Source organism: Constrictibacter sp. MBR-5 (assembly GCF_040549485.1).
GTDB lineage: Bacteria > Pseudomonadota > Alphaproteobacteria > JAJUGE01 > JAJUGE01 > Constrictibacter.
Window position 1 is genome coordinate 63,401 of sequence record NZ_JBEPTK010000008.1, and the last position, 13,612, is coordinate 77,012.

The following is a 13,612-nucleotide window of genomic DNA, read 5'->3' on the forward strand; positions in this document are numbered from 1 at the left end:
ATGCGCGTCCTGATTACCGGCGGCGCCGGCTTCCTTGGGCGCAAGCTGACCCGGGCCCTGCTCGACCGCGGCAGCCTCGACGGCCGCACGATCGAGCGCATCGACGTCTTCGACGCGGTACCAGTGGAGACCGCCGACCCGCGCGTCCGCGCCACCACCGGCGACGTCGGCGATCCGGCCGTCGCAGCGGGGCTCGTGACACCCGAGACCGGCTTCGTCTTCCACCTCGCCGCCGTGGTCAGCGCCGGGGCGGAGGCCGACTTCGACCTCGGCATGCGGGTCAACCTGGACGGCACGCGCGCCCTGCTGGAGGCGGCGCGTGCCGCCGGTGGCCAAGCAGCGGGTGGCCAAGCAGCGGGTGGCCGGCCACGATTCCTCTTCGCCAGTTCCGTCGCCGTGTTCGGCGGGCCGATGCCCGACGTGATCGCCGACGGCACGATCACCACGCCGCAGAGTTCCTACGGCACGCAGAAGGCGATCGGCGAACTGCTGGTCGCCGACTATGGCCGCAAGGGCTTCGTCGACGGCCGCACCCTGCGCCTGCCGACCGTCGTCGTCCGCCCCGGCCGGCCGAACAAGGCGGCCTCGACCTTCGCCAGCTCGATCATCCGCGAGCCGCTGAACGGCGAGGAAGCCGTCTGCCCGGTGGCCCCCGAACAGCCGATGTGGCTGATCTCGCCGCGCCGCGTGATCGAGGGCCTGCTGCATGCGGCCGAGGTGCCCGCCGCCGACTGGGGCATCGGCGCCGCCGTCTCGCTGCCCGGCATCACCTGCACCGTCGGCGGGATGGTCGCCGCCATGACCGCCGTCGCCGGCCCCGCGCCCGCCGCCCGCATCCGCTGGCAGCCCGACCCGGCCATCCGCGCCATCGTCGCCTCCTGGCCCGCCCGCTTCGCCCCCGCCCGCGGCCTCGCCCTCGGCTTCCGCGCCGACGAGAGCATGGAGGCGATCGTGCGCGCCTTCATCGAGGACGAGATGGGCGGCGGTCCGGCCGGATAGCCCGCGGCCGGTAACACCCGGAGCGTCCGAACCCGATCGTGCCCGCCGCGTTGGCGAGGGGTCGGCCCGCCTATGGCGGGCATCGGAGCGACGACGAAAGGGCGGGGCGATGTGGGGCAGCCTCCCGACGGCGGCACTCGTCGCGGGATTCCTGGCGGCGGGCGGCGTCATCTTCATCTGCGGCCTGCGGATGACCGGGCTGGCGGACAAGCTGGCGGACCGGACGGGCCTCGGCGAGGCGATCGCCGGTGCCGTCCTCCTCGGTGCGGCGACGTCTCTCGGCGGAACCGTCGTGTCGATCACCGCGGCCCTCGACGGGCGCGCCTCGCTCGCCTTCTCCAACAGCGTCGGCGGGATTGCGGCGCAGACGGTGTTCCTGGCCGTGGCCGACATGTTCTACCGCAGGATCAACCTGGAGCATGCGGGCGCCGACCTGGGGAACGTGTTCCAAGGGCTCGTCCTCATCGTGCTGCTGACCCTGCCCTTCGTCGCCATGACGACGCCGGAGGTGACGATGTGGGCCATCCACCCGGTCTCGTTCGCGATCCTGCTGGTCTACGGCTCCGGCCTGCTCGCCGGCCGCACGGTCCGGAAAGCGCCGATGTGGACTCCCACCCGGACGAAGGAGACGCGGCCGGATCGGCCCGACGACGAAGATGCGGAAAGCCGCGCGGACAGCACCGGCCGGCTGTTCCTGACCTTCGGGCTGCTGATGCTGCTCATGGGAACGTCCGGCTACGCGATCGCGAAGATCGCATCGGAACTGTCCGACCGCATGCAGATCTCGGAAACCGTGGTCGGGGCGCTGGCAACGGCGGTGGTCACGTCCCTGCCGGAACTGGTGACCACGGTCGCGGCCGTGCGCCGCGGCGCCCTGCAACTGGCGATCGGCGGCATCATCGGCGGCAACACCTTCGACACGCTCTTCCTGGTGGCGTCGGACGTTGCCTATCGCGACGGCTCGCTCTACCACGCCGTCGGCGACCAGGACTATTTCTGGATCGTCGCGGCCCTGCTGATGACGGGCATCCTGACCGCCGGGCTGATCCTGCGGCAGCGCGAGGGGCCGGGTAAGATCGGGATCGAAAGCATCCTCCTCCTGCTCGTCTACGCCGGCGCCGTCGCGACCCAGTTCATCGTCGGCGGCGTGTAGGGGAAGAGGCGGCGCACGCGCGGCGGCGCCGGCACTTGCAATCTGAAATAGGAATACCATCTCCATCTCCAGCACGACCCGGACTCCGTCCCGAGGCCGCCTTCTCCCTGGAAGGCGGCCTTTTTCGTGCGCTCCTTCCCGATCGGAGATGAAGCCATGCCCTCCCCTCGTCCGGCGCGCCGCGGTACGCCGTATCCGTCGAGTCTCGATCTCGCCGATCTCATCCCCGGCGCTCCCCAGGCGCCGCTCACCGTGGAAGACCTCGAGGAACTCATGGGCGATCCGCGCTACTGGCGCGAGAACGATCCGGCGGTCCGCGAGGCGGTGGAGCGGGGCTTTGCGCTGCTCTTCCCGGGCGACGAGCGCTTCGACGCCGCCGGCCGCCGCGAGATCGCCGACAGTCCGGAGATCGTGCCGCGCAGCCGCTGGCTCGGCGCCCCGGTCGATACCGGCACCGCCCGCCCCTCCCTGCTCGAACGCGCCGCCCTGCCGGCCGTCGAGCGCGCGGCGGCCGATCCGCGAACCGACAGTGCCGTCACGCCGGCGATGGCCCCGGCCGGTGCCGTAGCGGCGCATGTCGCCCGGCAAGCCGCTGGCGCGCTGCCCGCTGCCGCCGCAGCGTCCTCCGCCGCCGGGACCACGGCGGCACACTTCGCACGGCAGGCGGCCGCCGCGGCCGCCAGAGCAGCAGCCGGTGCGGCAGCCGGTGCAGCCGCCGCAGCGCCGATCCTGCTGACGCCGGGCAACGGCCCCCTGCGCAGGGAACTGCCCGACGGCGGCGAGGTGATCTGGGCACCGGGCGACCTGGACGCCACGGTGCGCCGCCGCGGCGCCGACGGGTCGATGATGACGGAGCGCATGCCGCTGGTTCGGATGGTGCCGGGGGCCGACGGCTATCCCCGCGCCGAACCCACCGACATCGGCGCCATCTTCTTCCCCGGCCCGCCGGCCGAGCCCGTACCGCCGGCCCAGAACCCCGGCTTTCCCGCCGACCCGGCCCTCGACCCGCGCGCGCAGCAGGAAGGCTTCCCCGCCGAAGAGGCCGCCCCCGGGATCCACGTCCGCCTGCGCGACGACGAAGCCGGCCGCCCCGTCATCGAGATCTTCCCCGACCTGTCCGAAGAGAATGCCGGCCCGAACTGGCGCGAAAGCCGCGGCAGCGAGGACGGCCAGCAGAGGGATGTAGACTACGTAAGACGGCGCTTCTTCGAAAAACTGTATGAGGGGCGGATTCCCAACGAACACACCCATGGCGGCCGCAAGGACAACGGCGATGACGTAATCGAGCGCCACTTCAGGCCAGAGCACGGTGGCAGAACAGGATCGCGACGCTCCGACCTTACGATCAAAGTATATGGAGTGAACCACGACTTCAATGTATATACCGCAAACAAGGACGGCACGCCGATACGGCGCGAACGAAACGCGCTCGATAGTATCGAGAACGTACACAAGCCTTATTACAACTCGTATATTTCAAAAGAAGGCCGGATCATAGGCATTCCGAAATCCAAGGGATGGGACATCGAGCAGTGGAAAGCGATGGTCGACAAGAAGCTTGACGACCTGATCGCCGAGATCGAAAAACTTCACCGCTGATACATAATGCCAATGGCCCTCGCATAAGATGAGAAAGAAATCCCGATCCACCCAACTCCTGGTCACCGCAGAAGATGTTTTGCAAATATACAACTCTCTTCTGCGCGCCTTTCCCGCCTTACGATCTTATCGCAGCGTACAGGATATTCCTGGCAAGCGACGCCTTGAAGAAGAAGTTCGAAGAGAGGATATACCTGGATCGCTTCTTTCTTGCGGAGTGGTCGCACATTACGTACCCCCTGAGAACTGGTCTCCCCAGTTCGAACGTGACCATGACGGCGCGCCGCTGCGCCTGGTCAACGCACCCGATCGACGATTCGCCACATTGCTCGATCCGGAGCATCGTTTGGACCTGTCTCGAATACCGGAGCATTTAGCCTTACAGACGCGCCGGGATCCGGTCAGGCAGAGCGAACTCCGAGAGATGTACCGGCACGACCGTCTAATCGGTTTTCCAAGCCAGGAAGGACTGATCTACGGCTATTATCCGGTCGGTGACGAGCAGCAGAGGCTGTTCGTTTCGCGCATCACCGCCGTCGTCCGCCGCCCCATGACCAACCGCTACCGACAGCAGGACATGATCACCGGCGAGATCCTCGACGAGCGGACCGGAACAGACTACTGGGCCGGCGCGGACGTGCAGCGCCGGTGCAGGGAGGAGCGCGATTTCTATGCCCTGATCGGATGGTCGACGGAGCAGCGGCGCTGGATCGGCTGGAAGACGATGCCGCGCGAGCCCCGGCGGAAGGAGCGCAGCCGGTGATTTCCGCCCGTCCTCGTTCGCTGCCCCCGCCTCCTGCGATGTCGTCCTCGTGACCTCACGGTACGATCAGGAAGGGGAGAAAATCTCCGCCCGCTCGACCCATCTCGTCGTCACTGGGGTCGATGCCCACGCCCTTTACAGGCGCCTCGAAGACGTCTGGCCCGCTCTCCGCGCGTTCGAATGGACGTGGGACGAAGAACGTCGACGGACCGCGTTCCGTGAGGTGAGACCGACGTCGCTCCCGCCCGAGACCGGATCGCTCAGGACCATCGATCACTATCTGCCCGACCCCGGCAGCGCATTCGAGCCCGGTATCTGCGGGTGGCGCAACGCAGATCTTCCGAGCAGGCGTTTCCGCACGATGCTCGCCGCCGGCGGGGTCCTCGATCTCTCCCATCTGCCGGAAAACCAGCGCATCGTGGCATCGAAGAACCCGGAACTCCAGGCGCTGCTCGCGGAAGTGTACGGTCACGATCTCCGCATCCCCGTGGCCGGCAGCGGCGGCCAGGTCGACGCCTACTTCAAGGTCGGCGACGAAGATACGCGCCGCTTCGTACAGGAGGTCATGTCAACCGCCCGGCGCGGCATGTCCAATCGGTATCGGTGGCAGGATCTTCTCACCGGCGCCCTGCTCCAGGAAAGCGGCGGTGACGTACGCTGGGCGGGCGAAGACACGGTGCGCCAGTGCCTGGAACGGGACGATTTCTTCGCCTGGATCTTCTACGACCCCGACCGCAAACGCTGGACCGGGGTGAAGGCGCTGCCGCGCGAGCCACGGCGCAGGCGGAGCGCCCGCGCCGCATTGGGTCCGGCTTGACGGCGGTAGCTTTTTAACGGGCAGGTGCCGGCCGAACGCCCGACGACGCCGCGCCTACAGAATTTCCCTTTTTAAAACAATTACTTGCGCCGTTCCGCCGGCCCGGAAAACGGCATCGTCCGCGGCGGAATAGGCGCCGGGCGGCCGAAACTGTCCCCACTTGGCTCGAATAGGCCCGAATTGGCTCGAATAGGCCTGAATTCGCCGGAACGGACGCGGTCGCCACGCGCCGAGGCGAAGCCGTTCACACCGCCCCCGCCGCGCGCAGCGCCGCGATCTCCGCCGCGTCGTAGCCCGCCTCGCCCAGCACCTCGTCCGTGTGCTCGCCGAGGCGCGGCGGCGCGCGGTCGAGCCTGGGGCCGTCCGTGTCGGCGCCGAAGCCGGCGGTGACGATCGGCAGGTCGCCGTCGACCCCGGCCGCGGCACCCGGCACCGTCTGCATCAGCGTGCGGTGTGCCAGCTGCGGATGGTCAAGCACCTGCGGGATCGTGTTGATCGCCGACGCCGGCACGCCGTTGCGGCCCAGCCGCCCGGCCCACTCCGTGGCGGAGGCATCGGCCAGCGCCGCCTCGATCTCGGCCTTCAGCGCGGCGGCGTTCGCCTGGCGCGCGGCCGTGTCGGCGAAGCGCGGATCGGCGGCCAGCTCCTCACGGCCGATGGTGCGGCAGATGCCGGCGAACTGCGCCTGGGTCAGGGCGGTGATCAGCAGCCAGCCGTCGCCGGTGCGGAAACTGTCCGCCGTCGGCAACTTCGCCGGCCCCATGTTGCCGAGCAGTTCCGGCATCTGTCCGCCGATCTGCCACCCGGCGATCAGCGGCGTCAGCATGGTCAGCGCCGTGTCCAGCATCGAGGTGTCGATGCGCTGGCCCTCGCCGGTCACCTGGCGCCGGAACAGTGCCGAGGCCACGGCGAAGGCGGCCGTCACGCCGGTGCTCAGGTCGACCGCGGTGAAGCCGGCGCGCGTCGGCCCCGTCGCCTCGTGGCCGGTCACCGACATCATGCCCGAGGCCGCCTGGATCGCTCCGTCATAGGCCGCCGTGCCGGCATAGGGCCCCGCCTGGCCGTAGCCGGATATCGAGCAGTAGACCAGCTTCGGATTGACCGCCCGCAGTTCCTCCCAGCCCAGACCGGCGCGGTCCATGGTACCCGCCTTGAAGTTCTCCAGCACGACGTCGGCACCCGCCACCAGCCGGCGCACCACTTCGCCCGCCCGCGGATGCTTCAGGTCGAGCGTGATCGACCGCTTGCCGGCGTTCATCGCACAGAAGGCCGGGGCCATGCCGATGTCGGCAAAGCGCGCGTCGGTCATCATGCGCCGCATCTGGTCGCCGCCCTGCGGGTTCTCGACCTTGATCACGGTCGCCCCCAGCAGCCCGAGCTGGAACGCGCAGAACGGCCCCGCCAGCACCTGCGAAAAGTCGATCACGCGCACGCCGTCGAACGCCCTGGCCATTGCTCACCGTCTCCCGTGTCGTCCGCTGCGGACCCGAATGTCCAGGCATATTAGCGACAGGCGAAGGGGATGCCACCCTCGCCCGCCATCCGCCAGGAGGCTCCACAGGTTGCAGAGCCGGGCCGCCGACAACGTTTGCGTCTTGCATACTGTGTTACGGCGGCGCAAGATCGCGGCACAGCAGGAAGCTGGAGGAACGCCACGATGCCTCTCCACCGCTTGTGCACCGCACGCGCGCCGCTGCCCGCCCTCGTTGTCATCCCTGTGTTCTCTGCCCTGCTGCTGGCCGCCTGCAGCACGCCGGCGCCGCTGGCGGAGGGTCCCGCACAAACGACCCCGGACGTCCTGAAGGCGGACTACGATCGCTCGATCCGCAGCGCGGCCGTGAAGGAACCGGGCTTCTCCGTACCGCTGCGGGCGATCCCCGCCGGCCAGAAGATGGTCACGGTGGGGACGTTCACAGAGTGGGGCGCCCCGCCGAATCCGCTTAAGCGAGATGTCTGGGTGTCGTTGCCGGACCAGCTGCGCGAACTGTGCCGCGGCAAGCCGGACGCGGTGCTCGCCCTGCAACAGATCCTCGGGCTGCCGCCGCAGCCCGCTCCTTCGAAGCCGGAGAACCGGTTCGCCGTCGTCACCTTCGAGGTGCCGCGGGACGCCATGTTCCGGCCCTGTCCAGGCGGTACGGATGTCGGCGCTGCCCAGTGCACTGCCGGTGATCTGAGCGCGAAACTCGACCACGAGACGACGACCTTCCTGCTGAACCAGATCTGGACCTCCTACCGCACCGGCTTCACGCAAGCGGGCGGCGACGGCGAACTGCAGCCGCGATGGGGCTACCCTTTCACTGGCATGGGCTGGTCCTACAACTGGGATCCGGCCGCGTCGTCGCGGGTCGGCATCTCCGAATACGTGGTACGGAAGGGTGCGCCGGCGACCGTCCTGGAGATCAGCACCCCCGAGGCCTTCTGCGGCGCCGCCTGAACGCCCCCGCTCTACCGCCGCCGTTCCGCTCCCTCGAACAGCACTTGCTCGCGGCGCGCGCCGTCGGCGGCGACCGCCTCGAAATCGGCTGGGTCGAGGCGCGCGGTCGGCGGCGGCACCACGCGGAAATGGCCGAAGCGGTCCTCGCCCGCGACCAGCGCCACCTCGGTGTCGGGGCCGGATCGGCCCCGCATCGACGGCGCGATGTAGCGGATGGCCGCCCCGATGCGGCGGTCGCCCGTCTGGTTCGGGCCGGAGGCGTGGAACAGGTGGCCGTGGTGCAGCGACGCCTGCCCCGGCTTCAGCACCACGTCGACCGCGTCCCGCTCGTCGACCTCGACCGCGATCTCCTGGCCGCGCGTCAGCAGGTTGTCGGCGGCGAAGCTGTCCGCGTGCGGCACGATGTTCCGCCGGTGGCTGCCGGCGACGAAGCGCATGCAGCCGCTCTCCGGCGTCGCCGGCGACAGCGCCACCCACAGCGTGACCTCGTCCGCCTGGTCCAGGCCCCAATAGGTCAGGTCCTGGTGCCAGCTCACATAGTTCGGCGTGTTCGCCTCCTTGATGAACAGGCCGGAGCCCCAGACCATCAGGTCCGGCCCCAGCACGGCCGACGCCGCCGCCACCATCCTCGGATGCCGGATCAGCGCGTCGAAGGACGGCAGCAGCCGGGCGGGGTAGCCCCGGACCATTCCGAGCTTGCGCTTGTCGGCCCGTACCGCATCCTCGGCGGCCTCCAGGTCGGCGCGCAGGCCTGCCGCCTCGTCCGCGGACAGGATATCGAGCGGGAAGACGAAGCCGTCGCGCGCATAGGCCGCGCCGATGGTCGAAGCGGGTGTCGCAGCGGATGTCGGGGCGATCTTGTTCATCCTGGGTTCTCCCTCCGCACAGGGCGGGCCGATCGGCGGTTCGTGGCGGTTCTCGTGGCGACCGCGCTTGGCTCGGATGGTGCATCGGGCGCGCCTGATCGGCAACGGGCTCGGCAACCGGGGCTGCATCCGCCGGCGGCCTCGCTTCTTCGCGTCCGCCTGCGCCAGGGCGTTTCGTTGACACTCCCTTGCCTGCGGCTTATCTGTCCGGAGCGTCGCCCGAGGCCGGCTCGACGCGCCGGCCGACGCGTCCCAGCGCCTTTCCACCAGAGGAAAACTGCATGCTCGGCGCCCTCGCCAAGCGCATCTTCGGTTCATCGAACGACCGGTTCGTGAAACGACTGCAGCCGAACGTTGCAGCGATCAATGCGCTCGAGCCGGAAATCGCGGGCCTGACCGACGAGGAGCTGCGCGCGCGCACCCTCTGGTTCCGCGAGCGCCTCTCCAAGGGAGAGACGCTGGACGACCTGATGATCGAGGCCTTCGCCACCGTGCGCGAGGCCGCCAAGCGCGTCCTCGGCCAGAGGCATTTCGACGTGCAGCTGATGGGCGGCATGGTGCTGCACCAGGGCATGATCGCCGAGATGCGCACCGGCGAGGGCAAGACGCTGGTCGGCACGCTGCCGGTCTATCTCAACGCCCTGTCGGGCAAGGGCGTGCACGTCGTCACCGTGAACGACTATCTCGCCCGTCGCGACGCCGAGTGGATGGGCCAGATCTACGCCTTCCTCGGCCTCTCGGTCGGCTGCATCCTGCACGGCCTCTCCGACGAGCAGCGCCGCGCCCAGTACGCCGCCGACATCACCTACGGCACCAACAACGAGTTCGGCTTCGACTATCTGCGCGACAACATGAAGTTCCGCCTGGAGGATATGTGCCAGCGGCCCTTCAATTTCGCGATCGTCGACGAGGTCGACTCCATCCTGATCGACGAGGCGCGCACGCCGCTGATCATCTCCGGCGCCGCCGAGGCCTCGTCCGAGCTCTACAAGATCGTCGACGGCCTCGTCCGCCACCTCCAGCCGGAGCACTTCGAGAAGGACGAGAAGATCCGCGCCGTCACCCTCACGGACGCCGGCCAGGAGCGCGTCGAAGAGATGCTGCGCGAGCGCGGCCTGCTGCAGGGCGCCCTCTACGACGTGCACAACATCAGCCTCGTCCACCACGCCAACCAGGCGCTGCGCGCGAACGTCCTGTTCCACCGCGACACCGACTACATGCTGAAGGACGGCAAGGTCGTCATCATCGACGAGTTCACCGGCCGCGCGATGGAGGGTCGGCGCTATTCCGACGGCCTGCACCAGGCGCTGGAGGCGAAGGAAGGCGTCGAGGTCCAGACCGAGAATCAGACGCTCGCGTCGATCACCTTCCAGAACTACTTCCGGATGTACCCGAAGCTGGCCGGCATGACCGGCACGGCGATGACCGAGGCGAACGAGTTCGCCGAGATCTACAAGCTCGAGGTCATCGACATCCCGACCAACGTCCCGGTCATCCGCATCGACCATGACGACGAGGTCTACCGGACGACGGCGGAGAAGAACGAGGCGATCCTCGACCAGATCGAGGAGTGCTACAAACGCGGCCAGCCGATCCTGGTCGGCACCGTGTCGATCGACAAGTCGGAGCGGCTGTCCGAGCTGCTGAAGGCGCGCGGGATCCCCCATCACGTCCTGAACGCCCGCTATCACGAGCAGGAGGCGTTCATCGTCTCCCAGGCGGGGCGGCCCGGCGCGGTGACGATCGCCACCAACATGGCCGGCCGCGGCACCGACATCCAGCTCGGCGGCAACGCCGACATGCTGATCCGCCAGCAGCTCGCCGATGTCACGGACGAGGCCGAGTACTGGCGCCGCGCCGAGGAGATCCGCGCCGAGGTGGCCGAGGCGAAAAAGGCGGCGCTCGCCGCCGGCGGCCTCTTCGTGCTGGCGACCGAGCGGCACGAGAGCCGGCGCATCGACAACCAGCTGCGCGGCCGTTCCGGCCGCCAGGGCGACCCCGGCGCCTCGAAATTCTACCTCGGCCTCGAAGACGACCTGATGCGCATCTTCGGGTCGGAGCGGATGGACACCATGCTGCGCCGGCTCGGCCTGAAGCAGGGCGAGGCGATCATCCATCCCTGGATCAACAAGGCCCTGGAGAAGGCGCAGCAGAAGGTCGAGGCGCGCAACTTCGACATCCGCAAGAACCTGCTCAAGTTCGACGACGTGATGAACGACCAGCGCAAGGTCGTCTACGAGCAGCGCCGCGACATCATGCGCGCCCCCGACGTGCACGAGACCATCGTCGACATGCGCCGCGAGGTCGTCGACAACCTGGTCGGCCGCTTCATCCCCGAAAAGGCGCTGCCGGAGCAGTGGGAAGCGGCGAGCCTGCACGAGGAGCTGCTGCGCATCACCGGCATCGACTTCCCCGTCGTCGCATGGGCGGCCGAGGAAGGCATCGCCGACGACGAGATCCGCGAGCGCATCAACGGCGCCATCGACCGCCGCATGGCCGAGAAGTCGGCCAACTGGGGCCCGGAGATGATGCGCTTCGTCGAGAAGAGCGTCCTGCTCCAGCTGCTCGACCAGGTCTGGAAGGACCATCTGCTGGCGCTCGACCATCTGCGCCAGGGCATCGGCCTGCGCGCCTATGCCCAGAAGGATCCGCTGAACGAGTACAAGAGCGAGGCGTTCGAACTGTTCGACGCCATGCTGTCGCGCCTGCGCGAGCAGGTGACCGGCACGCTCTGCCACGTCGAGGTCCAGCAGGGCCCGGCCGAGGACGTGATGCCGCAGGAGCCGGACGACGCTACCTGGCGGGAAACGCGCCAGGACCCGGCCTTCGCCGACCAGCCGCAGGATGACGGCGACACCGCGGTCGCAACGCGCCCCGCCGCACGGCGGATGGTCGCCGCCGCTGCCGCGGACATCGACCCGGAGGACCCGTCGACCTGGGGCAAGGTGTCGCGCAACGCCCCCTGCCCCTGCGGCTCCGGCAAGAAGTTCAAGCAGTGCCACGGCCGCTTCGCCTGATGTCCGCGTAGGAACGTCCGCCTCCCGGGCCACCGCGGGGGCATAGCGACCACCTCCGCCCACTGGCGATTCTGCCGCGTCTCACGCAACATGGGACCGACCAGAAAAAACAGAGGGAACGGCGCGATGGATGGTACCCCGACCGATCTGACGCAGGAGACGGTCGCCACGACGTGGCTCGGCGACTTCAGGGCGGCCTTGGAGTCGGGCGACGCCGCGCGGGTCGCCGCGCTTTTCGCCGAAGACTGTCACTGGCGCGACCTCCTCGCCTTCGGCTGGGACCTGCGCACCACGTCCGGCGCCGACGCCATCGCGGCGCGGATCGTCCCCGCGTCCGCCGAGGTGGCGCCCGTCGGACTGGCGCTCGCCGAGCACCGGACGCCGCCGCGGCGGGTCCATCGCGCCGGCACCTCCTGCACCGAGGCCATCTTCGCTTTCGAGACCAACGTCGGCCCCTGCACCGGCGTCGTGCGCTTGGTGTCCGAAGGGAACGCGACGCGCGCCTGGACCCTGATGACCGGGCTGGACGAGATCCGCGGCCATGAGGATCCGGCGAACGGCAAGCGTTGGCAGAACGTCGACTGGAAGCGCAATTTCGGCGGCGAGAACTGGCTCGACCGCCGCAACAAGGCGCGCGCCTTTGCCGACCGCGACCCCGCCGTGCTGGTGGTCGGGGCGGCGCAGTCCGGCCTGACGATCGCGGCGCGGCTGGGCCTGCTCGGCGTCGACACACTGGTGGTGGACCGGGACGAGCGGATAGGCGACAGCTGGCGCCGCCGCTACCATGCCCTGACGCTGCACAACGAGACGCGCGTCAACCACCTGCCCTACATGCCGTTCCCGCCGTCCTGGCCGGTGTTCATCCCCAAGGACATGCTGGCCAACTGGTTCGAGATCTATGCCGAGGCGATGGAGCTCAACGTCTGGACCGGCACCGAACTGGTCTCGGGCAGCTGGGACGAGGCGGCCGGCTGCTGGGAGGCGGTACTGAAGCGCGCCGACGGCTCCGAGCGCCGCATGCGGCCACGCCACATCGTCTTCGCCAACGGCGTCAGCACCACGCCGATCATGCCGGACCTGCCCGGCCTGAAGGACTTCCGCGGGACGGTGCGCCATTCCGGCCGGTACGGCAGCGGCCTCGACTGGCAGGGCAAGCGCGCGCTGGTTATCGGCACCGGTACGTCCGGCCACGACGTGGCGCAGGATCTCGCGGTATCGGGTGCCGCGTCGGTGACCCTGGTTCAGCGCAGCCCGACCCTGGTCGTCAGCCTGAAGGAAGCACAGGCGCCCTATGCCCTCTACGACGAGGAGATCCCGTTCGAGGACAAGGACCTGCTCGCCGTCTCCTCGCCCTTCCCGGTCTATCGCCGTGCGCACCAGATGATCACCGAGAAGAACCGGATCGCCGACAAGGCGATGCTCGACGGCCTGGAGCGGCACGGCTTCCGCCTCACCTCAGGCGAGGACGGCTCGGGCTGGCAGATCATGTATCAGAGCCGGGGCGGCGGTTACTATTTCGACGCCGGCTGCTCCGAGATGATCGTCGACGGCCGCATCGGCCTCGTCCAGTACGACGACATAGAACGCTTCGGACCGGACGGCGCCGTCATGAAGGACGGCAGCACGCTTCCCGCCGACCTCATCGTGCTCGCCACCGGCTACGAGGGACAGGCGGCGTCGGCGCGACGGATCCTCGGCGACGCCGTGGGCGACCGCATCGGCAAGGTCTGGGGCTTCGACGAGGAGGGCGAACTCCACGGCATGTGGCGACCCACCGGCCAGAAGGGCGTCTGGTTCCACGCCGGCGGCCTCGCCCAGTGCCGCATCTTCTCCAAGGTGCTGGCATTGCAGATCAAGGCCCGCGAACTCGGTATGGTCTCCTGAGACGGCGGCCGTCCGCCCAGTAGCGGTGCCAACGACCAAGCTAGGCAGCAGGCCCTCTCCCTGAGGAGCCGCCAGAGGCG

10 protein-coding genes are annotated in these 13,612 nt (G+C 68.9%); 8 read left to right on the top strand and 2 right to left on the bottom strand.

The genetic code is table 11. From position 1 onward, the window contains the following. From denD to ABIE65_RS16900, 5 genes are all read left to right on the top strand, one after another. Complete coding sequence (gene denD / locus ABIE65_RS16880; RefSeq protein ID WP_354079254.1) at positions 1-999, top strand: D-erythronate dehydrogenase; 999 nt, start codon at positions 1-3, stop codon at positions 997-999. Between the two features lie 109 nt (positions 1,000-1,108). Continuing rightward, on the top strand, positions 1,109-2,152 hold the full coding sequence (locus tag ABIE65_RS16885; protein WP_354079256.1) for a sodium:calcium antiporter: 1,044 nt from the start codon (positions 1,109-1,111) through the stop codon (positions 2,150-2,152). 156 nt (positions 2,153-2,308) lie between these two features. Continuing rightward, complete coding sequence (locus ABIE65_RS16890) at positions 2,309-3,751, top strand: hypothetical protein (RefSeq protein ID WP_354079258.1); 1,443 nt, start codon at positions 2,309-2,311, stop codon at positions 3,749-3,751. Between the two features lie 28 nt (positions 3,752-3,779). After that, positions 3,780-4,514 (top strand): hypothetical protein, encoded by a 735-nt coding sequence (locus ABIE65_RS16895; RefSeq protein ID WP_354079260.1) that lies wholly within the window; start codon positions 3,780-3,782, stop codon positions 4,512-4,514. Positions 4,515-4,875: 361 nt separating this feature from the next. Then, positions 4,876-5,331: a hypothetical protein gene (locus tag ABIE65_RS16900; RefSeq protein ID WP_354079262.1), complete on the top strand. Its 456-nt coding sequence runs from the start codon at positions 4,876-4,878 to the stop codon at positions 5,329-5,331. A gap of 244 nt (positions 5,332-5,575) precedes the next feature. Here the strand turns inward: ABIE65_RS16900 and ABIE65_RS16905 are convergent, their stop codons facing one another. After that, positions 5,576-6,784 carry a CaiB/BaiF CoA transferase family protein gene (locus ABIE65_RS16905; protein ID WP_354079264.1) on the bottom strand — a complete coding sequence of 403 codons (1,209 nt, stop codon included), beginning with the start codon at positions 6,782-6,784 and terminating at the stop codon, positions 5,576-5,578. Between the two features lie 204 nt (positions 6,785-6,988). On the opposite strand from ABIE65_RS16905, the gene ABIE65_RS16910 reads away from it, so the two are divergent. After that, entirely contained in the window at positions 6,989-7,765 is a 777-nt protein-coding gene (locus tag ABIE65_RS16910) for a hypothetical protein (protein WP_354079266.1), read from the top strand. An 11-nt stretch (positions 7,766-7,776) separates the two neighbouring features. On the opposite strand, the gene ABIE65_RS16915 is transcribed toward ABIE65_RS16910, so the two are convergent. Continuing rightward, positions 7,777-8,631: a phytanoyl-CoA dioxygenase family protein gene (locus tag ABIE65_RS16915; RefSeq protein ID WP_354079268.1), complete on the bottom strand. Its 855-nt coding sequence runs from the start codon at positions 8,629-8,631 to the stop codon at positions 7,777-7,779. A gap of 281 nt (positions 8,632-8,912) precedes the next feature. Here ABIE65_RS16915 and secA point away from each other — a divergent pair, with 281 nt between their 5' ends. Further along, a complete protein-coding gene (gene secA / locus ABIE65_RS16920; RefSeq protein ID WP_354079270.1) occupies positions 8,913-11,648 on the top strand; it encodes a preprotein translocase subunit SecA in 2,736 nt (911 codons plus the stop codon). Positions 11,649-11,774: 126 nt separating this feature from the next. Beyond that, positions 11,775-13,532, top strand: coding sequence for an FAD-dependent oxidoreductase (locus tag ABIE65_RS16925; RefSeq protein WP_354079272.1), 1,758 nt, complete (start codon positions 11,775-11,777; stop codon positions 13,530-13,532). The last annotated feature ends 80 nt before the right edge of the window (positions 13,533-13,612 follow it).